Annotated in this window: 21 protein-coding genes and 1 pseudogene; 11 read left to right on the top strand and 11 right to left on the bottom strand. The window is 73.9% G+C overall.

The window, feature by feature from the left end:
• The first annotated feature begins 135 nt into the window (after nucleotides 1–135).
• Together efeU and G5V58_RS13515 are read left to right on the top strand one after the other, a co-directional pair.
• Nucleotides 136–996: an iron uptake transporter permease EfeU gene (gene efeU / locus G5V58_RS13510; protein ID WP_165233531.1), complete on the top strand. Its 861-nt coding sequence runs from the start codon at nucleotides 136–138 to the stop codon at nucleotides 994–996.
• A gap of 5 nt (nucleotides 997–1,001) precedes the next feature.
• Nucleotides 1,002–1,385, top strand: a complete 384-nt coding sequence (locus G5V58_RS13515) for a cupredoxin domain-containing protein (RefSeq protein WP_230486615.1) — start codon at nucleotides 1,002–1,004, stop codon at nucleotides 1,383–1,385.
• A 37-nt stretch (nucleotides 1,386–1,422) separates the two neighbouring features.
• On the opposite strand, the gene G5V58_RS26735 is transcribed toward G5V58_RS13515, so the two are convergent.
• Nucleotides 1,423–2,229: a HAMP domain-containing sensor histidine kinase gene (locus tag G5V58_RS26735; protein ID WP_407939755.1), complete on the bottom strand. Its 807-nt coding sequence runs from the start codon at nucleotides 2,227–2,229 to the stop codon at nucleotides 1,423–1,425.
• Nucleotides 2,230–2,778: 549 nt separating this feature from the next.
• Nucleotides 2,779–3,465, bottom strand: a complete 687-nt coding sequence (locus tag G5V58_RS13525) for a response regulator transcription factor (protein WP_165233540.1) — start codon at nucleotides 3,463–3,465, stop codon at nucleotides 2,779–2,781.
• A 110-nt stretch (nucleotides 3,466–3,575) separates the two neighbouring features.
• Here G5V58_RS13525 and G5V58_RS13530 point away from each other — a divergent pair, with 110 nt between their 5' ends.
• Nucleotides 3,576–3,926 carry a hypothetical protein gene (locus tag G5V58_RS13530; protein WP_165233543.1) on the top strand — a complete coding sequence of 117 codons (351 nt, stop codon included), beginning with the start codon at nucleotides 3,576–3,578 and terminating at the stop codon, nucleotides 3,924–3,926.
• Between the two features lie 10 nt (nucleotides 3,927–3,936).
• On the opposite strand, the gene G5V58_RS13535 is transcribed toward G5V58_RS13530, so the two are convergent.
• The 4 genes from G5V58_RS13535 to G5V58_RS13550 are packed head-to-tail and all read right to left on the bottom strand — an operon-like array spanning nucleotide 3,937 to nucleotide 7,733.
• Complete coding sequence (locus tag G5V58_RS13535) at nucleotides 3,937–4,596, bottom strand: VTT domain-containing protein (RefSeq protein ID WP_165233546.1); 660 nt, start codon at nucleotides 4,594–4,596, stop codon at nucleotides 3,937–3,939.
• 31 nt (nucleotides 4,597–4,627) lie between these two features.
• Nucleotides 4,628–6,058 (bottom strand): glycosyltransferase family 39 protein, encoded by a 1,431-nt coding sequence (locus tag G5V58_RS13540; RefSeq protein WP_165233550.1) that lies wholly within the window; start codon nucleotides 6,056–6,058, stop codon nucleotides 4,628–4,630.
• Nucleotides 6,055–6,666, bottom strand: coding sequence for a polysaccharide deacetylase family protein (locus G5V58_RS13545; protein ID WP_165233553.1), 612 nt, complete (start codon nucleotides 6,664–6,666; stop codon nucleotides 6,055–6,057). Before G5V58_RS13545 ends, G5V58_RS13540 begins: the two co-directional genes overlap by 4 nt.
• Nucleotides 6,663–7,733, bottom strand: a complete 1,071-nt coding sequence (locus tag G5V58_RS13550; protein WP_230486616.1) for an MGDG synthase family glycosyltransferase — start codon at nucleotides 7,731–7,733, stop codon at nucleotides 6,663–6,665. The genes G5V58_RS13545 and G5V58_RS13550 overlap by 4 nt, the downstream gene beginning before the upstream one ends.
• 138 nt (nucleotides 7,734–7,871) lie before the next feature.
• Here G5V58_RS13550 and G5V58_RS13555 point away from each other — a divergent pair, with 138 nt between their 5' ends.
• The 3 genes and pseudogenes from G5V58_RS13555 to G5V58_RS13565 all read left to right on the top strand — a co-directional run.
• Entirely contained in the window at nucleotides 7,872–8,537 is a 666-nt protein-coding gene (locus G5V58_RS13555) for a response regulator transcription factor (protein ID WP_165233556.1), read from the top strand.
• Nucleotides 8,537–9,889: a sensor histidine kinase gene (locus G5V58_RS13560; protein ID WP_165233559.1), complete on the top strand. Its 1,353-nt coding sequence runs from the start codon at nucleotides 8,537–8,539 to the stop codon at nucleotides 9,887–9,889. Before G5V58_RS13555 ends, G5V58_RS13560 begins: the two co-directional genes overlap by 1 nt.
• A 120-nt stretch (nucleotides 9,890–10,009) precedes the next feature.
• Nucleotides 10,010–10,780, top strand: a pseudogene (locus tag G5V58_RS13565) (undecaprenyl-diphosphate phosphatase); the annotation flags it as partial.
• Here the strand turns inward: G5V58_RS13565 and G5V58_RS13570 are convergent.
• Nucleotides 10,715–11,776: a phosphatase PAP2 family protein gene (locus tag G5V58_RS13570; protein ID WP_230486617.1), complete on the bottom strand. Its 1,062-nt coding sequence runs from the start codon at nucleotides 11,774–11,776 to the stop codon at nucleotides 10,715–10,717. The pseudogene G5V58_RS13565 and the gene G5V58_RS13570 sit on opposite strands and share 66 nt — an antisense overlap.
• 95 nt (nucleotides 11,777–11,871) lie before the next feature.
• Between G5V58_RS13570 and G5V58_RS13575 the strand changes: the two genes are divergently transcribed.
• From G5V58_RS13575 to G5V58_RS13590, 4 genes are read left to right on the top strand one after another with little or no spacing between them, the layout of a single operon-like run.
• Nucleotides 11,872–12,852: a lysylphosphatidylglycerol synthase transmembrane domain-containing protein gene (locus G5V58_RS13575; protein WP_165233565.1), complete on the top strand. Its 981-nt coding sequence runs from the start codon at nucleotides 11,872–11,874 to the stop codon at nucleotides 12,850–12,852.
• Complete coding sequence (locus G5V58_RS13580; protein WP_165233568.1) at nucleotides 12,849–13,901, top strand: glycosyltransferase family 4 protein; 1,053 nt, start codon at nucleotides 12,849–12,851, stop codon at nucleotides 13,899–13,901. Before G5V58_RS13575 ends, G5V58_RS13580 begins: the two co-directional genes overlap by 4 nt.
• On the top strand, nucleotides 13,898–14,734 hold the full coding sequence (locus G5V58_RS13585) for a PIG-L deacetylase family protein (protein ID WP_165233571.1): 837 nt from the start codon (nucleotides 13,898–13,900) through the stop codon (nucleotides 14,732–14,734). The genes G5V58_RS13580 and G5V58_RS13585 overlap by 4 nt, the downstream gene beginning before the upstream one ends.
• On the top strand, nucleotides 14,727–15,704 hold the full coding sequence (locus G5V58_RS13590; RefSeq protein ID WP_165233574.1) for a glycosyltransferase family 2 protein: 978 nt from the start codon (nucleotides 14,727–14,729) through the stop codon (nucleotides 15,702–15,704). The genes G5V58_RS13585 and G5V58_RS13590 overlap by 8 nt, the downstream gene beginning before the upstream one ends.
• Here the strand turns inward: G5V58_RS13590 and G5V58_RS13595 are convergent.
• Both G5V58_RS13595 and G5V58_RS13600 read right to left on the bottom strand, forming a co-directional pair.
• Nucleotides 15,682–16,068, bottom strand: a complete 387-nt coding sequence (locus G5V58_RS13595; RefSeq protein WP_165233577.1) for a hypothetical protein — start codon at nucleotides 16,066–16,068, stop codon at nucleotides 15,682–15,684. The genes G5V58_RS13590 and G5V58_RS13595 overlap by 23 nt on opposite strands.
• Before the next feature lie 43 nt (nucleotides 16,069–16,111).
• Nucleotides 16,112–17,935, bottom strand: coding sequence for a glycosyltransferase family 39 protein (locus G5V58_RS13600; RefSeq protein WP_165233580.1), 1,824 nt, complete (start codon nucleotides 17,933–17,935; stop codon nucleotides 16,112–16,114).
• A 122-nt stretch (nucleotides 17,936–18,057) separates the two neighbouring features.
• On the opposite strand from G5V58_RS13600, the gene G5V58_RS13605 reads away from it, so the two are divergent.
• Nucleotides 18,058–18,720, top strand: coding sequence for a phosphatase PAP2 family protein (locus G5V58_RS13605; RefSeq protein WP_165233583.1), 663 nt, complete (start codon nucleotides 18,058–18,060; stop codon nucleotides 18,718–18,720).
• Here G5V58_RS13605 and G5V58_RS13610 read toward each other — a convergent pair.
• Together G5V58_RS13610 and G5V58_RS13615 are read right to left on the bottom strand one after the other, a co-directional pair.
• Entirely contained in the window at nucleotides 18,662–19,420 is a 759-nt protein-coding gene (locus G5V58_RS13610) for an ABC transporter permease (RefSeq protein ID WP_230486618.1), read from the bottom strand. The two genes, G5V58_RS13605 and G5V58_RS13610, sit on opposite strands and share 59 nt — an antisense overlap.
• A gap of 35 nt (nucleotides 19,421–19,455) precedes the next feature.
• Nucleotides 19,456–20,721, bottom strand: a complete 1,266-nt coding sequence (locus tag G5V58_RS13615) for a COG4705 family protein (RefSeq protein WP_230486619.1) — start codon at nucleotides 20,719–20,721, stop codon at nucleotides 19,456–19,458.
• Between the last annotated feature and the right edge of the window lie 81 nt (nucleotides 20,722–20,802).

Raw genomic sequence — 20,802 nt, forward strand, 5'->3', positions numbered from 1 at the left:
CGCCTGCACACCACCTGACCGCCTCGCACCACCTGCACCGTTCCTGCACGCCACCTGCACAGTTCGCGGGCCCGGTTGATCTCGCTCCCGGTGATCGAGCAAGGTGAGGCTCACCTCACCTGGAAAGGCTCCACCGTGCTCGCGAACTACCTGATCGGACTGCGCGAGGGGCTCGAGTGCGCCCTGGTCGTGACGATCCTCGTCGCCTACCTGGTCAAGACGGGCCGGCGCGAGCTGCTCCCCCGGATCTGGAGCGGCGTGGCCGTCGCCGTCGCGATCAGCCTCGCCTTCGGGGCCGCCCTGACCTTCGGCCCCCGGGGGCTGACCTTCGAGGCCCAGGAGCTGATCGGCGGCGTCCTGTCCATCGTCGCGGTCGGGTTCGTCACGTGGATGATCTTCTGGATGGCGCGCGCCGCTCGAGGGCTCGGGGCCGACCTCCGCGGCAAGATCGACGACGCCGCCGGAGGGAGCGCCTGGTCGCTGGTGCTCGTGGGCGTCCTCGCGGTGGGCCGGGAGGGCCTCGAGACCGCGCTGTTCCTGTGGGCGGCCACCCAGGCGGGGACCAGGGAGGCGAGCGGCCTGGCGGCACCGACGTGGCAACCGCTCGTCGGAGCAGCGCTCGGCCTCGCCACGGCCGTGGTCCTCGGCTGGCTGCTCTACCGGGGTGCGGTCCGCATCAACCTCAGCACGTTCTTCGCCTGGACCGGCGGGTTCCTGATCATCGTCGCGGCCGGCGTCTTGTCCTACGGCGTCCACGACCTCCAGGAGGGCGGGTTCCTCCCGGGGCTCACGAGCATGGCGTTCGACGTGTCGGACACCGTCGTTCCCGGCACCTGGTACGCCACGGTCCTCAAGGGCGTCCTGAACTTCTCCCCCGCCACGACCCGACTCGAGGCCGCCACCTGGATCCTGTACGCCGCGCCGGTGGTCGTGCTGTTCGTGCGGGGCGTCCGGCGCCGCCAGATCGCGGCGGCCCCCGCCGCCGCCGTGCGATGAGGTGGGTGGGCACGGCCGTCACCGTGGTCGGGCTGGTCCTCGCGGCCGGTGGCTGCACGCAGAGCGACCCGGGTCCGTCGGCCGGCGGCGCCGCCCCTCGTGCGGTCGCGGTGACCTCGACCGAGGACGGCTGCGACCTGTCCGCCGACAGCGCCCCGGCCGGGACGCTCACCTTCACCGTCAGCAACGAGGGCGCCGAGGTCACCGAGTTCTACGTGCTGGACGAGACGGGGGGCCAGGTCCTGGGCGAGGTGGAGAACGTCGGCCCCGGTCTGTCCCGCGACCTCGTCGTCGCGCTCGAGGAGGGCACCTACACGGCGTCGTGCAAGCCGGGGATGGCGGGCGAGGGCGTCTCGTCGGTGTTCACCGTCGAGGCCGGGTCCGACTGAGCCCGGCGACCGCCGAGGACCGCGGGTCGGAGTCCCGTCACGGCTGCGCGGCGTCCGTGCCCACGGGCGGGGCGACGGGGAGCCGCACCACGAAGCGGGCGCCGGCGGTGGCAGCGGGCCCCACCGTCACCGTGCCGCCGTGGTCGGACACGACCTGGCGGACGATCGCCAGCCCCAAGCCCGTGCCCCCAGCCGCTCTGCTCCGGCTGTCGTCGAGGCGCACGAACCGCTCGAAGATGCGGTCGCGGTCGGCCGGGGGTACGCCGGGTCCGTCGTCCACCACCTCGACCACCACCTCCGCCCCCTGGCGGTGGGCCGCCACCACAACGCCGGCCGTGGCGAAGCGCTCGGCGTTGTCCAGGAGGTTCCGGACGACGGCTCGCAGCAGGGCCGGGTCGCCCACGACCCGGAGCCCCGGCTCGACGTCGGTCTCGAACGGGACGGTGCGGGCGCGCCGGGCCTCGCTGGTGACGAGGCGGCTGAGGTCGACGGGCCCGTGGTCCCTGGGCCGACTCGCGTCTCCTCGCGCGAGGAGCAGGAGGTCGTCGATGAGGGCGGCGAGGCGCGCGGTCTCCTCCAGCACCTCCGTCGAGAGCCCGGCCGGCCCGCCGGGGTGGGCGGCCACCCGGTCGGACTCGAGGAGGGCACGGATCGTGGCGACGGGGCTGCGCAGCTCGTGCGAGGCGTCGGCCACGAACCGGCGCCGGCTGCGGGTCGAGTCCTCGACGCGGTCGAGCAGCTCGTTCAGGGTCGAGGCCAGTCGGGCCACCTCGTCCCCTCCGACGGGAACGGGCAGCCGCGCGCCGAGGTCGTCGGCGGACAGCGACGCGGCCCGGCGGCGCATCGCCTCGACGGGCGACAGCGCCCTCCCGGTCGCCAGCCACACCAACCCGGCCGCGGTGACCAGCACCAGCAGGCCACCAACCAGGAGGATGCCGGTCGTCGACGCGGTCGCCGCGTCGACCGACTCCAGACTCCGCGCCACCACGACGTACGTCGAGCCCCGGCCCGCGCGGAGAGCGACCGCTGCGTACCGGTCCGGCTCCCCTCCGACCCCGCCCGAGATCACCCGGTGCACGGGTTCCGCGCCCGTCGGCGCCGGCAGCAGCGGCTCGGCACCGGCCTCCGACGTCGCGACCAGGACCTCACCCGTCGTCGAGGAGATGATCTGGACGACCTCCTCCGTACCGGCCAGGTCCGCCGGGGCTCCCTGGTCGGGCAGGTCGGCGGCCAGGGTGCGGGCGCGATCCTCGGTGAGGGACGCGACACCGGTGGTCACGTCCTCGCGCTGGATCCAGACGCCGCCGACCCCGGCCGCGGCGAGCACGGGGGCCAGCACCACGGTCGCAGCCGCGGTCGCCCGGGCTCGCACCGACCAGCCCCTCCGCACCCCTCAGCCCCCGTCCGCCGCGAGCCGGTAGCCGGCTCCGCGGACGGTCTGGATCGCGGTGCGGTCGAAGGGCACGTCGACCTTGCGGCGCAGGTAGCCGATGTAGACCTCGACCGCGTTCTCGCCCGCGTCGGTCCCGTCGTGCTGGGAGTCCCAGACGTTCTGGAGGATGTCGAGCTTCGAGACGACCATCCCGCGGTGGCGCATGAGGTGGTGGAGCAGCCCGTACTCGCGCGGGGTGAGCTCGATGGGCACGCTGCCGCGACGGACCTCGCGGGTCGCGGGGTCGAGGGTGAGGTCTCCCGCCGTGAGGGTGGCCGGCCGGGGCACACCGCCGCGTCGGATGAGAGCTCGCAGCCTGGCCACGAGCAGGGGGAACGAGAACGGCTTGACCAGGTAGTCGTCCGCGCCGAGGTCGAAGGCGTCGAGCTGGTCGTACTCCCCGTCCTTGGCGCTGAGCACGAGCACCGGCGTCCACCGACCGGCCGCCCGCATCTCACGGCACACGTCGTAGCCGTTCATCCCCGGCAGCATGATGTCGAGGACCACCGCGTCGTAGTCACCCGTCAGCGCGTGGTCGAGCCCAGCGCGGCCGTCACCGACCACGTCGGTCAGCATCCCCTCGGCTTCCAGCCCCCGCTTGACCGCCTGCGCCATCGCCTCGACGTCCTCCACCAGCAGCACCCGCATCAGGACGTCGCCCCCGAGTCACGCCTGTGAGTGCTCTCAGCCGGTCTCAGCGGGACCACAGCCTTCTCGCGTCACCGTGGACACGTTCCACCACCACCACAGGAGGTTCCATGAAGCTCAACGTGACCAGCCGGTTGCGCCGCAACGCGGCCGTGATCGCGGCTGCCTCGATCGTCGGAGCGCTCGGGATCGGCGGCGTGGTCAGTGCCCACGCCGACGGCGGCTCGAGCGGACGCCACGGGTCGAGCCAGACGACGGAGAAGTCCGACGGCGACGGCGAGGTCCCCGACGCGCAGGAGAACGAGTCGAACGAGGCCAACGAGGGGGCCGAGGACCCCGGCGACGACCAGGCCGACGGCGAGACCAACGACGACGCGACCGACACCGGACCCGACGCGAACCCGAACGAGCCGGGCCACCAGGACGCTTCGGACACGGAGGGGTCGGAAGGCTCGCAGTAGCCCCTCCCACTCAAGGCTTCGGCGCCCCGGACAGCTCGCTGGCCGGGGCGTCGTCGTCCTGCGGCACCTGCGTCCGCCGGGCCCGGAGCACCGAGGCGGCAGCGGGGACCAGGGAGAGCGCGACGACCGCCAGGGTCATGACCTCCACGTGCGCGGCCACGAACGGGACCCCGCCGAGCAGGTGGCCAGCGGTGAGCATGCCGACTCCCCACAGCGCCGCACCGAGGGCGTTGTACGCCGTGAAGCGGCGGTACGGCATGGCCCCGACCCCCGCGACGGTGGGGGTGAAGGTCCGCACGATGGGCACGAACCGGGCCAGCACCACCGCCTTGGGTCCGTGGCGCAGGAAGAAGTCGTGCGCCCGGAGGGCGTGCCGGCGCGAGAAGAGCCGGGAGTCCGGTCGAGCGAACAGACGGGGGCCGGCCGTGCGGCCGATGAGGTAGCCGACCTGGTCCCCGGCGAAGGCCGCCACCACCACGCCGAGCGCGACCAGCGCGAACGGCAGGTGCAGGACGCCTCCGGCGAGCAGCACGCCGGCGGTGAAGAGCAGCGAGTCCCCGGGCAGGAAGAAGCCGGCCAGGAGCCCGGTCTCGGCGAAGACGATCACCACGATCACGAGGAGGCTGAGAGGGCCACCCAGCCCGCTGAGGGTGCCCGAGACGTCGATCATGCTGGCGACGCTAGGAGTCGAGACCTGCCGCTCACCTGACTGCGTGGAGCCGCCAGACGACGTAGGACCCGATGGTGGTGGCCGGCGCGTAGCGGGTGTCCAGCACGGTCTGCGCGGTGGAGGCGTCCACACCCCAGGTCGCCAGCGAGGTTCCGTCGACGACCACCCACGTCGGCGCCCGACGACCATCGAGCACGTGGGTGAGCTCGGTCAGGCGCGGGTCGCGCACACGCACGGGCAGGCTCCACAGCTCCTCGTAGGGGCTGCGCAGCCCCGAGTCGTAGACGATGTCGGGGTGGCCGAAGCCGACCACGACCGTGTCGCGGGGCCGGCTGTGGTCCCGCAGGTACGTCGCGACCGCGAGGTCGGTGGAGTACGTCGGCTCGGTGGCCGCGAAGGTGACGGTGGCCACGGAAGCGGACGCGACCGCGAGCGCGACCGCGACCGCGGTGGTGCGGCGCAGGTCCGGGGGACGCTGCGCAGCAGCCGCGGCCAGGAGCACGAGCCCAGGCACCAGGCCGATGAGGTAGTGCAGCCAGTAGCTGCCACCCCCGGCGATGCCGATCAGCTCCCACCCGATCAGGACGGCCGCCGGGACGCGGAGGTCCGGCCGCCCGGCGGCTTCCGGAGGCCGCCGCACACGGAGGGCCAGCACGACCAGGACCAGCGGGGCTCCGCTCAGCGCGGCCGCCCCGAGGAGCTCGCGGAACCGTCCGGAGGTGGCGCCGTTGGCGGAACGGCGGATGACCGCGTCCGCCTGGGTCCGGAAGGTGACGACGGCGTCCCACAGCCGGACCGGCTCGGTGCCGCGGACTTCGGCCCAGAGCAGGCACGCCACGAGAGCGGCCGCCGCGCCCAGCACCACACCCGCCACGAGCGCACCCGCCCGGCGGCCCTGCCGTGCCCACAGCGCCTGGACGGCCAGGGCCGCGGCCACGACGAACACGTCGACGACGTTCTGCTTGACCAGTGCGGCGGCGGCTGCGGTCACGCCCGCTACCGCACCCCAGCCCAGGGCGGACGCTCCCGTGGCGGTCCATGACCGCACGAGCGCGACGAGCCCGCTCAGGACCAGCGGCACGGCGAGCAGCTCGCCGTTGACCATCGTCGTCCCGAACAGCGGTGTGGACAGGAATGCGGCAGCGACGACAGCGGGCGTGAGCGAGCGGCGCGGCGCGGCCCTGCGGCCGAGCAGGTCGGCCAGCAGGACCGAGGCGACGACAGCGAGCACGCCGATCAGCCGGAGCGCGACTGCTCCTCCGAGGTGAGCGGCGAGGTCGAAGACGGTGAGCAGCAGGGGTGGCCGATCGACCCAGTACGGGCCGTAGAGGGACCGGCCCGGGTGCCACTGAGAGGCGACGAGCAGGAAGCCGCCCTCGTCGGGGCTGAGCGGCTTGGTGACGAACGGCAGCCAGGCGAGGGCGGCCGCCGCCGCGGCGAGCCAGGACAGGCGCGCGGTCACGACCAGTGCTCGGCGAGTGGACCGACGCGGAGACCGGACGCGAGCCAGTGGGGCAGCAGCCGTTCGGTGGCGCCCAGGGTGGCCCGCCACGAGCCGGGTGCCGACGTGCGGTCGGAGTCGTGCAGCAGGACGCAGCCGCCGGGCCGCAGCTGCGCGGTCACCAGCCGGGTGACCGACGCCGCGGTGGCGCGGCGCTCCCAGTCCCGGCCCCAGGCCGACCAGCGCACCGTCTGCAGCCCGGCCCTGCTGGCCGCCCAGCGCGAGCCGGTCGTCACGCCGTACGGCGGGCGGTACCACCTCACGGCGTGGCCGGTCGCGTCCTCGACGAGGTCGCGGGTGCGCACCAGTCCGTCGCGCAGCGCGACCGGCCCGTGGAGGGCGGCCGGGCGGTGGTCCCACCCGTGGACACCGATCTCGTGACCGGTCGCCGCCATGTCCCTCAGGAGCGTCAGGTCACCCAGGTGCCGGCCGAGCACGAAGAAGGTCGCGCGCACGGCGTACCGGTCGAGCAGGGCCAGGAACGCCGGCGTCGACCTCGGGTCGGGTCCGTCGTCGTAGGTCAGCGCGACGTGCGCGAGCTCCGAGACGCCCGAGAGTCGGCCGGTCATGCCGCCACCAGGGCCGGGGTAGGCGCGACCAGGGCGTGGCGCTCGAGGGTCTCCAGCACGTCGGGCGCGCCGGCCGGCAGCCCGGACGGCGCCGATCGGAGGAGTGCGCGGGCCACCACCCCCGGGAGGTCGGCAGGGTCCGAGGCCCACGGCACCAGCCCGGCACGGTGCAGGACCTCCGCGTTGGTCGTGCCGTGACCCGGGATCGGCCGGTAGGTGATCGTCGGGGTGCCCGCGGCCAGCGCCTCGAGCGACGTCATGCCGCCGGCGTTCTGCACCACGCACGACGCAGCGGCGACGAGAGCGGCCATGTCGTCGCGCCACCCCAGGGCGACGATGCCCGGCACGTCCCGGAGCTGCGCACGGAGCCGGTCGTTGCTGCCGCAGGCGACGACGGGTGTGACCAGCCCGGTGGCCAGCAGGTCCTCCGCGGTCTGGTGGAGGTCTCCGACGCCGCAGGAGCCGCCGACGACCAGGGCAGCCGGGCGGTCGACCGGCCAGGGGGCGAGCCAGTCGAGAGGGCTCGGGACGCCGACTGCGGCCACGACCGGCCGGACGACGGCCGTCCGGCCGCCCAGGGCGCGGGCCTGACCGGCGGTCAGTTCGTGGATGGCCAGGTGCAGGTCCACCGCTCCGTGCACCCAGAGCCGGTGCACCGAGGCGTCGGTGAGGTAGGTGACGACCGGGACGTCGAGCGCACCTCGCGCCCGGGCCTCCCCGAGAGCCTGGCTCGCGAACGGGTGGGTCGAGACCACCAGCGTCGCGTCGGCGACCTGCGCGGCCAGCCCACGGCCGAGCAGCCCCAGCAGACAGCGGACCAGGCGGAGCGGCCACCCGTCGCGCTGCAGGAAGCGCAGGGTGGAGCCCCAGCTGCCCGGCAGGAGCCGCAGCTGGATGAAGTAGAGCCAGCGCAGCAGCGCGCCGATCCGCCACGGCAGCTCCTCGGCCACGTCGAGACGGCGTACGCGGTGACCGGCTGAGCGCAACCGCTGGGTCAGGGCGTCGGCGGCAGCGTCGTGGCCGGCCCCGTAGCTGCCCGACACGACGAAGACCCCTCCGGTGTTCACGCTCTGCAGGATCCGGCGGCCCACCTGCACCACACCTGACCACGAGGCAGACTCGGGGACGGGCTCCAGTCAGGTTGCTGACAGGTTCGGCGCGGCACCGTGACGGTGACGACCCGCTCGACCGGAACGAGGGACGACATGGCACGTGTGGGACTGTGCGAGGACGAGTTCGCCATCCGCCGCGTGGTGAACGACGCGATGCGGATCGCGGGCCACGAGGTGGTCAACGCCCACGACGGCGGCGAGGCGCTCCGGCTCTTCACCGACGACGACGCCCTCGACGTGATCATCCTGGACATCGGGCTGCCCGACGCCGACGGCCGCGACGTCTGCCAGGCGCTCCGGTCGGCCGGGCAGCCCGCCCCGGTGCTGTTCCTGACCGCCCTCGGCGCCGTGCACGAGCGGCTCGCCGGCTTCAGCGCCGGGGCGGACGACTACCTGTCCAAGCCCTTCGACGTGCTGGAGCTCATCGCCCGCGTCGAGGCCCTGGCGAAGCGGGGCCGACTCGTCGTCGCCGAGGCGCCGACCGATCTCGTCCTCGATCCCGCGCGGCACTCGGTCGCCTGCAACCACAAGGAGTCGCTGCTCACCCCCACCGAGTTCCGGATGCTCGCCGCGATCACCTCGCGCCCCGGCGAGGTCGTACGACGACGGGCGGTGGTCGCGGCGGCTTGGCCCAACGGCGGCATGGTCAGCGACAACACCGTCGACTCCTACATCCGTCGGATCCGCGTCAAGCTGCGCGAGGTCGACTCGCCGCTGGAGCTCGCCACGGTGCGTGGAGTGGGCTACACACTGCGGTGATGGACGTCGAGGACGGGGGCGGGCGAGTGGCGACGGGACTGCGTCGTCTCGCGCCCCGCTCCTTCCGCGGCAAGATCGTGCTGACGACGGTCGCGCTGATGGCTGCTGCGATGCTCGTCGCCGGCTTCGGCCTGCAGCTGGTCCTGGCCTGGACTGCGCAGCGCGACATCCGCCAAGTGCTGGCGGACCGCTCCGAGGCCACGGTGAAGGTCATCCAGCAGGCCTCGGGCGACCGGCTCATCATTCCTCCGGACACCCTCGAGCCGGGGATGCAGGTCTTCGACGCCGACGGCCGGCTCGTGGCCGGCTCGGTGGAGCACGACGTGCGCGACACCGCCCGGGACCTCGCCACGACCGACTTACCCCGCACGGTCGACGGGCCCTCGGACGAGGAGCGGCTCCTCGGCACGCCGTTCACCACCCCGAGCGGCGAGGACGGTGTCCTCGTCGTCAGCCAGGAGACGGCGCCGTACGAGCGCTCGGAGTTCTACGCCCTGCTGGCCACCATCGTGCTCGGCGTGCTCGTCACCGCGGGCGCCGCAGTCATCGCGCTGCGGGTCACCAAGCAGGCGCTCCGGCCGGTCACCCAGATGGCGCAGCGCGCCTCGGAGTGGAGCGAGCACGACCTCACCCACCGCTTCGCCCTCGGCCCTCCGCACGACGAGCTCGGCGAGCTGGGCGCAACGCTCGACCTGCTGCTGGACCGGGTCGCCTCCGCCATCTTGTCCGAGCAGCGGCTGACCTCCGAGCTGGCCCACGAGCTGCGCACGCCGTTGACCGCCATCCAGGGCTCGGCGGACCTGGCCCTGCTCCGCGGGGTCGACGACGAGGACGCGCGCCAGGAGTTCGAGCAGATCTCGGCCTCCGCGCGCGAGATGGCGGGGGTCATCGCGACCCTGCTGGACATCGCTCGCGACGGCACCGCCGCTGGCCGGGACCAGACCTGCCTGGTGGCGGAGGTCGCGCCCGCGCTGCAGGCGGCGGTCGGCGGACGCGCGGTCGTCGAGGACCGGACCGCGGCTTCCTCGGCGCGCATCGCCGCCCCGGCTGCGCTCGTGGTGCGTGCGGTGTCGCCGGTCGTCGACAACGCGGTGCGCCACGCGCGCGGACGGGTCGTCCTCGACGCGGTCGACCACCCCGACCACGTCCTGCTCGCGGTGGCCGACGACGGCGAGGGCGTCTCCCCAGACGTGCGCGAGCACCTCTTCGAGCCCGGCGTCACCCACGGCGCCGGCGGTGCGGGGCTGGGTCTCGGAATCGCCCGACGGGTGGCACGCTCCTTCGGCGGCGACATCACACTCGCCCCCAGCAGCACCGGCGCGAGGTTCGAGGTCACGCTGCCGCGACGCTGAGTGCCGGTCAGGTTGTCGGCAGGTTGAGCGTGACACGCTCCGGCTGGCGGGCCTGCTCCACACAACTCGGCTGGAGCGGGTCCGCCCTGCCGTCGTCGACCACCTCCGGGGAGCCCAGCCGTGACCAGCATCGACACGTGGCAGGCGGTCCTGCTCGGAACGGTCGAGGGGCTGACCGAGTTCCTGCCGGTCTCCTCCACGGCGCACCTGAAGCTGACCGAGTCACTGCTGGGCCTGCCCGTCGGCGACGACGCGGTCGTGGCGTACACCGCGCTCATCCAGACCGGGGCGATCGCCGCGGTCCTCGTGTACTTCGTCCGCGACCTGGCCACGCTCACCGTCGCCGGCCTCCGCGGCCTGGTGCACGCCCCGACCCGCAGCACGGAGGAGTTCAGGCTCGCCTGGTGGATCGTGCTGGCGACGATCCCGCTCGCCGCCGTCGGGATCCTGGCCAAGCCGCTCATCGAGGGACCGTTGGCCTCCCTGTGGGTGGTGGCGGCCTCCCTGGTGCTGGGCTCGCTCTACATGGCGGCGGCCGACCGGCGCGCCGCGCGCGCTCCCCGACGCGATGACGTGGGCGTCCGCGACGCCCTGCTCATCGGGAGCAGCCAGATCCTGGCGCTGCTCCTCCCGGGGTTCTCGCGGTCCGGTGCGAGCATCTCCACCGGACTGCTGCTCGGGCTCGACCGGGTCCGCGCCACGAGGCTGTCCTTCCTGTTCTCCGTTCCGGCCCTGACCGGCGCCGGGCTGTACGAGCTCAAGGACGCGGCCGGTGCGGGTGCCGCCGGGCCGCTCCTCCTCGGCATCGCCGTCGCCTTCGCGGTGTCACTGGCGAGCATCGCGTGGCTGCTGCGGTTCGTGGCGCGGCACTCGTTCTCCGCCTTCATCGGCTACCGGTTGGCGCTCGCCGTGGTCGTCGTCGTGGCCCTGGCCGTCGGCGCTCTCGCCGCCTGAGGTCCACCGGCCCAGCTGCACCGCGAACCAGCCGATGGCCAGACCGGCCGGCACGTCCACCGCGAAGTGCCAGCCGAGGTAGACCGTCGCCACGCTGGTCAACGCCAGGAAGACCACCAGCACCCGGTGGACCCGGCGCAGGCCGAGGTGGCCGGCCATCAGCGTGATCACCGTCGTCACGCCGACGTGGAGGCTCGCGAAGGCGGAGACCTGGGCGAAGGCGTCGTGCGCATGCGGGTGGGCCAGCAGGTGCGCGCGCTGGGCCAGGTAGAGCGCCTGCGTCCGACTCGCGAGGGTCTCGGGCAGGCCCGCGAAGTCCTGCGGGCGGTCGTGGAACGGGCCGAGCGAGGGGACCAGGTAGTACGTCGCGACCCCGAGCACCCACACCCAGATCAGCGAGGCGAGCACGGTCAGCCCCGACCGGAGGCGCGGCGTGAACACGCTGCCGGCCACGACGAGCACGACCAGGGTGGGGAACGCCTCGTACACCCCGAGCAGGAGGTGCGCAGCCACACCCTCGCCGAGCACGTCGTGCAGGAGCACGGCCGGCGAGTGGCCACGGAACAGCCACCGGTCCACCGCGGACAGCTGGGCGTCACGAGGCCGGTTGAGGACGTCCCAGCTCTTGAGGTTGTGGTAGCTCAGGTAGACCACGTGGTAGGCCAGCAGCGCAGACCACGCGACCGCGAGCCGGCGCCGCGGCCACCGGCTGCGGACCGTCTGCCACACGGCGCGCGGCGTACGCCGTCCGCGGGGCGACCGGAGCCAGCCCTCGAGGAGCGCGAAGGCCGCGAAGAGGGCTGCGGTCAGAGCCACCCGACTCACGAAGAACGCCCCGCCCGGGTCCTTGACGGGGATCCCGACGACCGCGGAGCGGATGAGCGTCACCGCGACGAACGCCGCCGTCACGGTCCAGATGCGCGCGAGGGCCACGCCTCAGCCTCGGGCCGGCGACCTGCACACGACCTGACCAGAGCTGGCCTGTCGCGGTCAGGTGGCGTGCAGGCGGGGCGGACCATCCTGCCTGCGTGAGCAGCCCGAGGCGGCGGACCGGACGCACCCACCCCGCGCGGCTCCTCCTGCACGCCGCCGGTGTCGTCCTCGGCGCTGCGTGTCTCGTCCTCGTGCTGCCCCGGGTGTCCGGGGCGCCGTGGCGAGCCGTGGCGGCCGCCGTGTCCTCGGTGCCCGCAGGTGCCCTCGCGGCGCTGGTCGTGCTCTGGGCCGCCGGGCTCGCCGTGCACACCGTGGCCCTCACGGCCGCGCTGCCGGGGCTCACCCACCGTCGGGCGCTGCTCCTCAGCCTGACCGGCAGCGCGGTGGCCAACGTCCTGCCCCTCGGCGGCGCCGCCGGCATCGCGCTCAACTACAAGATGACCCGACGGTGGGGTTTCAGCCCGGCCGGCTTCGCGTCCTTCACCGTCGTGAGCAACCTGTGGGACGTCCTGGCCAAGCTGGTCCTCCCCGCACTGCTGGTGCCGCTCGTCCTGACGGGGCTGCCCGTGTCCCCCGGTCTGGAGCACGTGGTCCTGACCGCCGCGGTGGCGCTGCCCGTCGTGGCGGCGCTCGCCGGCCTGCTCCTCAGTCGGCCGCGCTGGACCGCCCGGCTCGGCCGCAGGGTGGAGCAGGTGCGCCGGGTCGCGGCCGCCGTCGTCGTCGGCGCCTGGGGTCGGCTCAGCCTCGGGATGGCGGCGTACACGCTGCTCCTGTTCACCCTGCTGGAGTCCTGCCTGTACGTCACCCGCGCCGGCGTCCCGTGGGAGGTCGTCCTGCTCGCCTTCTGCGCCGAGCGGCTGGCCACCCTCGTCGGCCTCACCCCCGGCGGCCTCGGGCTGGTGGAGGTCGGGTTGGCCGGAGCGCTGCTCCTCGCGCCCGGGGCCGACCCGGCCGGGGTGGCCGCGGGCGTGCTCGTCTACCGCGCGCTGACCTTCGGCCTCGAGATCCCGGTCGGCGGCGTGCTGCTCGCCGGGTGGACCTGGCGGCAGCGGGCAGCGGGGCCGGTGGCGGCGTGAGGATCATCCACGTCACCGACTGCTACCTGCCGCGGCTGGGCGGCATCGAGCTGCACGTGCGCGACCTGGCCGCCCGGCAGCGAGCCCAGGGACACGAGGTCACGGTCGTGACGTCCACACCGGGCGAGTCCGCACCGGGGCTGTGGCGGGCCGCTCCCGGCGACGCCTGGCTCCGCTCGCTCTGCCCTGACGTCGTGCAGGCGCACGTCTCGATCATCTCGCCGTTCGCCCTGGGCTCGGCGCGGCGCGCCTCCCGAGCCGGCGTCCCCACCGTCGCCACGGTCCACTCGCTGTGGACCCACGTCGGGCCACTGCCCGAGCTGGCCTGCGAGCTGTGGGGGATGCGCCGCTGGCCGGTGACGTGGGCCGCGGTGAGCGACCGGGCCGCCACGCCGGTGCGGGCGCTGCTGGACGTCCCGGTGCACGTGGTCCCCAACGCGGTCGACCTGGACGAGTGGATCCCGGCGCCGGAGCAGCCACACCCCGGACCACCGCACGTCGTGAGCGTGATGAGGCTCACCGGGGTCAAGCGAGCGCTGCCGCTGCTGGACATCCTGCGCGGCGCCGCGGCGCGAACCGACTTCTCCGCCACGGTGATCGGTGACGGTCCACAGCGTGCCGCCATGGAGCGACACCTGCGCCGGCACCGCCTCGGCGACCGCGTCCGGCTGACCGGGACCCTCGACCGGGCGGCCATCCGGCGCGAGCTGGCGACGGCGAGCGTCTTCCTCGCCCCGGCGCACCGCGAGTCGTTCGGCATCGCCGCGCTCGAGGCCCGGGCCAGCGGCGTACCGGTCCTGGCCAGCGCCCACTCCGGCGTCGGCACCTTCATCCGGCACGGCCGCGAGGGGCTGCTCGCCCGCGACGACCACGACCTGGCCGCCCAGCTCGTCCGCCTCCTCGTGGACCACGACCTGCGCGACCGCCTGGCCGCCCACAACCGGCGGGTGCGCCCCGCCTTCGGCTGGCCCGAGGCGCTGGCCCGGCACGAGGAGCTCTACGCGGCGGCCAGGGTCACCGCGGCCAGCACGGAGGCGCTCGCCGGATGAGCTTCACCATCGTCTCCTTCCACGCCCACCCCGACGACGAGGCCCTGCTCACCGCGGGCACCCTCGCCCGCGCCGTCGCCGACGGACACCGCGTCGTCCTCGTCGTCGCCACCAGCGGCGAGGCCGGCCTCGCGGCGGGACACCCCGACGCGGCCGAGCTCGGCCGCCGCCGCGAGGCCGAGCTCCGCGCCGCCGCCGCCTCCATCGGCGCCGCCCGGGTCGTGTCGCTCGGCCACCCGGACTCCGGGCTCGTCGCCGGTCAGCGGGTCGACGACGGACGGGTGCCCTTCGCCGAGCTCGACGCCCACGACGTCGCCCTGGAGCTGGCCCAGGTGCTGCTGGAGGAGCGCGCCGACGTGCTCACCACCTACGACGCGGCCGGTGGGTACGGCCACCCCGACCACGTCCAGGTCCACCAGGCCGGGCTCCTCGCCGCCCGCATGGCCCGCACCCCGGTGGTGCTCGAGGCGACCGTCGACCGCGACCTCCTCGAACGCGTCGGCCGGCTCCTGCGCCTGAGCGCCGTCCTCTTCCCGCTGCCCGACCTGCCCGACTTCCAGACGTCCTTCACCCCCCGCGCCGAGCTCACCCACCGCGTCGACGTACGTCCGCACCTCGACGCCAAGCTCGACGCCCTCGAGGCGCACGCGAGCCAGGTCGCCAGCGACGACGGCGTCCGGACCCTCGCCCTGCTCCTGCGACTGCCGGCGCCGGTCCGGCGCCGGGTGCTGGGCACCGAGTGGTTCCGTGAGGTGGGCCGGGCGCCCGGAGCCGCCCCGCTCGACGACGTGTTCGCGAGCCTGCGCCTCCGGGGCGGCGCCCTCGATGGCTGAGCACCTCCCCCGGACAGTTGCCTACGTCCTACCGGTCTTCGACGAGGCCGACGGCATCGACGCCTTCCACCGCGACCTCGTCGACGCCACCTCGTGCCGGCCGGACCTCGCCTTCGAGTTCGTCTACATCGACGACGGCAGCCGGGACGCCTCGTTGGAGCGGCTGCTGGCGCTCCGCGCGCACGACGACCGCGTCACCGTCGTCTCGCTGTCGCGCAACCACGGCCACCAGGTCGCCGTCACCGCAGGGATCGACCTGTGCGCACACGCGGATGCCGTCGTGGTCATGGACACCGACGGTCAGGACCCGCCGGCGGTCAGCCTGCGGCTGCTGGCGCTGTGGGAGCACGGGGTCGACGTCGTGTACGCGCAACGACTCAGCCGGCAGGACGGCGTCTTCAAGCGCGCCACCGCCTCGGCCTTCTACTGGACGCTGGACAAGGTCTCCGACGTGCCCATCCCGCGCGACGTCGGCGACTTCAGGCTCATGGACCGCCGGGTCGTGGCCGAGCTGGCCCGCTACCGCGAGCACGACCGGTTCCTGCGCGGCATCGTCGCCCACATCGGGTTCCGGCAGGAGGCCGTCCTCTACGACCGGGCCGCGCGCACCACCGGCACGTCCGGCTACCCGCTCCGAGCCATGGCGCGGCTCGCGGCCAGCGGCCTCCTCGGCTTCTCCACCACTCCCTTGCGGCTGATCAGCCGGGCCGGCCTCCTCGTCTCGCTCATCAGCGTCGGGCTGGCCGCCTACGTCTTCGGGGTCCGGGTGCTCGACCCCGACCAGGCCGTGCCCGGATGGGCCTTCCTGGGTGTGGGCATGTTCCTGCTGAGCGGTCTGCAGCTCGTCATGATGGGCGTGATCGGCAGCTACCTCGGCCGGGTCTACGTCGAGGCGCAGGACCGTCCCCTGTACGTCGTGTCCCTGGTGGCGCGGGGTGGACGGGTCGTCACCGACCGGCGATCCACCTGAGGGTCCAGGGGCTCACTCCCGCGAGGAGCCCGAGGCTCGCCATGCCCGCGGCCGGGTCGTGGCCGACGCCGACCAGGACGAGCACCCCGCACGCCCCGACCAGCGCACCGCCCGACACCCGCAGCGGCGTGGACGGCCCCCCTCGCCGGCTCGCTCTCTGCGGGTCCAGAGCACCCACGAGCGCACCCCACACCGCCATCGTGACGACCAGCGCGAGGAGCGGCCGCAACGGGGACTGGAGCACGGCGGAGACCCCGAGGCCCGCGCAGGTGAGCAGCAGGGCGGCGCCCCAGACCTCGGCGTACCGCGAACGAGGACGCGGCGCCCCGATCGACGGCGGAGGCGGCGCGGTCCTGGTGCCCATGTCGGCACGGTAGGAGCCCGAACCTGTCAGCGACCTGAACCCGTCAGGCACCCTGACCGGCGATCTGGCCGGCGGCCACGTCGTACAGCAGCCTCCCGTCGACCACCACCGGAGCGAAGCGGGCCGCGACCCAGCGCTGGATCTCCTCCGCGGCCGCTCCCGCCGTACCGCCCGGGATGAGCCAGTGGACCTGTCCGGCCGCCACAAGCGCCTGGAAGCGGTGCAGTGTCGGCAGCGGGTCGCTCCCCTTGTAGCCGCCGATGGCCAGGACGGGTTCGTCGAGGGCCAACTCGTAGGCCGCCGCGGACCTGGCTCCCATCGCCGCGGCCGCCCAGGTGAACCGGTCCGAGTCCCGCGCCACGGTCGCGACGACCCCGGGCGCGAGGGGCTGGTAGCCGGTCAGGCCGGGGAACGGCGAGGCGCCCGCGGCCAGGAGCGCGGTGGTGGGCGCGGCCCGGCCCGGGCCGGCCATGGGCCCGGACCCCACGTGCGGGAGCCGCACCGTCTCCTCGGTGAACAGGACCGGTCCGGCGAGCGCAGAGACCAGAGCGGCGGCCGCCAGTGGCGAGGTGACCCGCACCGCACCCGACGCCGGGTGGAGCAGCGTGGCGACCACGACACCGACGGCGACCACTGGGAGGGCCACCCAGGCCAGGTCGGCGCCGACCACGGCGAGGGTCCCGGCGGCGAGCAGTGCCGTCGCCAGCACCGACCAGCACAGACGGCGCCGGACCAGGACATCGTCGCGGCGCTGCCAGGCCAGCCAGGTGCCGGTGCCGAGCACCGCGGCCAGGGCCGGGGCGAGCACCACGGTGTAGTAGGAGTGGAAGATGCCCGCCATCGCGGCGAACGTGGTTGTGCCGACGGCCGCCCAGGACGTCCAGAGCAGCAGACCCGGGCGGATTCCCCGCAGGGCCGGCTCGCGACGGCTCACCTTCCAGGCGAGCGCGCCGAGGATGATCGCGGCCGGCACCAGCCACATCACCTCCCCACCCAGGTCGGTGCGGCCGATCCGGGCCAGGTTCGTGGCAGCGAGCCCGCCGCCGGTCGCCGAGCTCTCGGTGTTGGTGGTGCTGCCGGTCAGCCGACCCAGCCCGTTGTAGCCCAGCGCGAGCTCGAGGACGGAGTTGGTGGGCGACCCGCCGACGAACGGCCGTCGGCCGGTCGGCCACAGCTCGACGAGCGCGACCCACCAGCCCGCCGAGACCAGCACCGCGGCGCCGGCGCCGGTCAGCCGCCACAGGCGCGCTCCGACGGTGCCGGCACCGTGGCGCAGGTAGGTGAGCGTCAGCGCCGGGAGGACCACGAAGGCCTCGAGCATCTTGGTCAGGAAGCCGAGTCCGCAGAGCGCCCCCGCCAGGAGCAGCCACCACGTCGCCCGTGGGCTGTCCACCGCACGCAGGACGGCCCAGGCGGCACCCACCAGCAGCAAGGTGAGCAGCGCGTCGGGGTTGTTGTAGCGGAAGACCAGCGCGGCGACCGGTGTCACCGTGAAGACGAGCCCGGCGAGGAGCGCGGGCGCCGCCGCTCCGGTCGCCCGTCGCACGCAGGCGTAGAGCAGCGCGACGGACCCGACGCCCTCGAGCGCCTGCGGTACCAGCAGACTCCACGACGACATCCCGAAGGCCCGCACCGACAGGGACATCGGCCAGAGCGCGAGCGGCGGCTTGTCGACGGTGATCGCGTTGGCCTGGTCGAGGGAGCCGAAGAGCATCGCCTTCCACGACTCGGCTCCGGCTTGGGCGGCGGCCGAGTAGTAGCTGTTGGCGTACCCGGAGACGTCGAGGTCCCAGCCGAAGACGAGCCCCGCGCACACCAGCATCCCGAGGAAGAGCGCGCGTTCCTGTCGAGCCCGGTCCCGGAGCATGCGCCCAGGCTGCGGCCTGGACCCTGACCGCGACCTGACCGCGTGCCGACGGCGCCTGCCGAGAACCTGCCGATCTGGCGACGCCCGTCGCGCGGACCGGTCCGCGGGGTAACCGGACACACATGGCCCACCACGACGAGGCGACGGGACGGCTCTGGCGAGTGGTCGCGGTGCTGGCCGCCTGCGTCGCCGTCGTCACGGTTGCGGTCGCCACCTCGTGGGGGCCGCTGCTGCGGCTCGACCACGCCGTCACGCGGAGCGCATTCGACGCGACGTACGGCCACGGAGGTCGCACGGCGGCCTGGCGATTCGTCACGGACTGGGGCTCACCGAACCCCATGCGGGTGGTGCTGCTGCTCGCCGCCGCCGTCGCGCAGGCCCGACGGCGGGCGGACCTGGCCGTCTGGCTGTTGGCGCTGACCCTGCTCGAGGCGGTCGTGGCGCCGGCGTCCAAGCTGCTGCTGGACCGGGCACGCCCGTCCTGGGCCGACCCCATCACGGTGCTGGGGTCGGCGTCCTACCCGTCCGGCCACGCCACGGCGGCGGCCACCACTGCGGTCGCCCTCGCCTTCGTCGTGCGCCGCGCGGCGGTGAGGTGGTGCGCCGGAGGGGTCGCGCTGCTGGTGGCGGCCAGCCGGGTCTTCCTCGGCGTGCACTACCTCAGCGACGTGGCCGGCGGGCTGCTGCTCGGCGCCCTGCTCGCGTCCGCGACGTACGCCGTGCTCCTCACCGCTCGTCCGCGGTCGCGCCGAGGACGTACGGCGAGCGCCCGAGCAGCCGCGTGACCAGGACCCCGCACACCGTCATCGACAGGGCGATCCCCGCCAGCACGACCAACTGGAACCGGGCCGCCTCCGCCGGACTGGCGCCACCGAACAGCGCGCCGACGAACGCACCGGGCAAGGTCACCAGCCCGGTCGACCTGGTCTGGTCGAGGTTGGCCAGCAGCGACTCCCGCACGGCCTCCTGGCCGATGTCCAGGTGCGCCCGAGCCGGCGTCGCCCCGAGGGACAGCCACGCCTCGATCTCGTCGCGCCGGTGTCGGCAGCCGCGCAGGAAGTTGCGGCCCGCCAGGGTGGCGGCGCTCATCGCGCTGCCGATGATGATCCCCGCCACGGCGACCAGGTAGCGCACCTCGAGGTCGACCAGCCGCAACAGGAAGATCGACGTGAGGGCGACCGCTGCGCCGGCCGCGACGCCGGCGACCGCCGCGCGCCGGCCGTGCCACAGCTCGCGCAACCGCCCGGACGCCGTCCACGACGCGGTGGCCAGCATCAGGGCCAGGAACGCGACCACCGTCCCCGGCACCGAGAGGATCCCCCGGAGCAGGACGGCGACCACGCTCAGCTGGAGGACCGCCCGGGCCAGGGAGGTGAGCGGTGACCAGCCCAGACCGACCCCGGACCGCCACCCGACCAGGCAGGTCGCGGCCACGAGGACGAGCAGCCCGGCCCCGAACCACACGTAGTCCTGGACGGTGGCCACGGGCCGACGCTACTGGCCGCGGTCGCGGACGCGGGTCAGCCGAGGGTGGTCAGCAGGGCCTGCATGGCCTTGTCCTCCGTCGCCTGGTCGGGGTTCTGGTCGCGGATCGAGGAGAGCACGTCGTCGATCTGGGTGTCGACGTAGGTCCAGGCCTGGCAGTCCTTCGGCTGCAAGGTGTCCTGGTCGTCGTCCCAGGCGGTCTCCAGATCGGTGATGCGCGACTGTGCGCCCCTCTGGTCTCCCGAGTCCACGAGCCCTTGAGTGTCGGTCACGATGGTGCGGTAGTTCGCGACTGAGGAGGACGGGAACTTCTTGCCCACTGCTGCGGTGGCCTGGCTCTGGCTCAACGGGGAGCCGCTGCCGCACGAGGGCGCGGGGCCCTCCTCGCCGAGCGCGCTGGCGTGCGGCTGGGCGTTGGCCCAGGTCAGCAGGGCCACGGTGCCGAGGGCCGTGGCGGCGAGGGCCACGAGCGAGATGCGCCGTCGCTGCGGGGTCGACTCCGGCGCCGCTGTGCGCGGCGCGTCCTCGTCCTCGATCACGTCGGCCCGGGTCACCGACAGGTAGACCACGGTGGCCAGGATCGCGCCGAGGAAGATCAGGCTGGTCCCGAACACCCCGATCCCGAGCCCCTGCTCGCTCTTGGGCAGCCCGAACCAGTCACCGATGTTGGCGCCCAGCGGCCGGGTGAGGATGTAGGCGACCCAGAAGGTCAGCACGGCGTCGGCGCCGAAGCGCCACAGCGCGGTGACGATGGCGATGAGGGCGAGCGGCAGCAGCACCGACTTGCCCGGACCCCAGCCGGTCAGCTCCAGCGACCAGTCGCCGGTCGCCGTGCCGAGGGCGAAGGTGACCAGGATGGCGAACCAGTAGAAGCTCTCCCGCGGGGTCGTGACGATGCTGTGGATGGACAGGGTCCGCTCGCGGGCGTACCAGACCGAGAAGGTCGCCGCGAGCAGCACCGCGAAGACGGTGGTGCTGATCCACAGCGGCACGCCGAGCTGGTCGGTGAGGATGTCGGTGTACAGGGTGCCGGTCACGCTGACCACCACGACCGTGAGCCAGTACGCCGCGGGCACGTAGCGTCGCAGCCGCATCTGGACGGCCAGGACCACGGCGAAGATGACCGTGAACAGGACGGCGGTCTTCACCAGGCCGACCCCGAGGGTCATGTTGATCCAGTCGGCGAAGCTCTCGCCCACCGTGGTGCACAGGATCTTGATCACCCAGAACCAGATGGTCACCTCGGGGACCTTGTTGAGCATCTGTCGTACGTCGGGAGCGACGGCGGTGCGTTGGGTCATGGCAGCACGGTGACGCCCGCAACCTGTCACACACCTGACTGCGACCGGCGTGGACGCGCAGTCAGGTTGTCGGCAGGTGGT

It is taken from the genome of Nocardioides anomalus (genome assembly GCF_011046535.1).
Classification (GTDB): Bacteria; Actinomycetota; Actinomycetes; order Propionibacteriales; family Nocardioidaceae; genus Nocardioides; species Nocardioides anomalus.

Bases quoted from the DNA above. Each gene is read 5' to 3' on its own strand.
- G5V58_RS26735 (WP_407939755.1), bottom strand. From the start codon at position 2,229: ATGCGCCGCCGGGCCGCGTCGCTGTCCGCCGACGACCTCGGCGCGCGG.
- G5V58_RS13525 (WP_165233540.1), bottom strand. From the start codon at position 3,465: ATGCGGGTGCTGCTGGTGGAGGACGTCGAGGCGATGGCGCAGGCGGTC.
- G5V58_RS13530 (WP_165233543.1), top strand. From the start codon at position 3,576: ATGAAGCTCAACGTGACCAGCCGGTTGCGCCGCAACGCGGCCGTGATC.
- G5V58_RS13535 (WP_165233546.1), bottom strand. From the start codon at position 4,596: ATGATCGACGTCTCGGGCACCCTCAGCGGGCTGGGTGGCCCTCTCAGC.
- G5V58_RS13545 (WP_165233553.1), bottom strand. From the start codon at position 6,666: ATGACCGGCCGACTCTCGGGCGTCTCGGAGCTCGCGCACGTCGCGCTG.
- G5V58_RS13555 (WP_165233556.1), top strand. From the start codon at position 7,872: ATGGCACGTGTGGGACTGTGCGAGGACGAGTTCGCCATCCGCCGCGTG.
- G5V58_RS13560 (WP_165233559.1), top strand. From the start codon at position 8,537: ATGGACGTCGAGGACGGGGGCGGGCGAGTGGCGACGGGACTGCGTCGT.
- G5V58_RS13585 (WP_165233571.1), top strand. From the start codon at position 13,898: ATGAGCTTCACCATCGTCTCCTTCCACGCCCACCCCGACGACGAGGCC.
- G5V58_RS13590 (WP_165233574.1), top strand. From the start codon at position 14,727: ATGGCTGAGCACCTCCCCCGGACAGTTGCCTACGTCCTACCGGTCTTC.
- G5V58_RS13595 (WP_165233577.1), bottom strand. From the start codon at position 16,068: ATGGGCACCAGGACCGCGCCGCCTCCGCCGTCGATCGGGGCGCCGCGT.
- G5V58_RS13600 (WP_165233580.1), bottom strand. From the start codon at position 17,935: ATGCTCCGGGACCGGGCTCGACAGGAACGCGCGCTCTTCCTCGGGATG.
- G5V58_RS13605 (WP_165233583.1), top strand. From the start codon at position 18,058: ATGGCCCACCACGACGAGGCGACGGGACGGCTCTGGCGAGTGGTCGCG.
- G5V58_RS13615 (WP_230486619.1), bottom strand. From the start codon at position 20,721: ATGACCCAACGCACCGCCGTCGCTCCCGACGTACGACAGATGCTCAAC.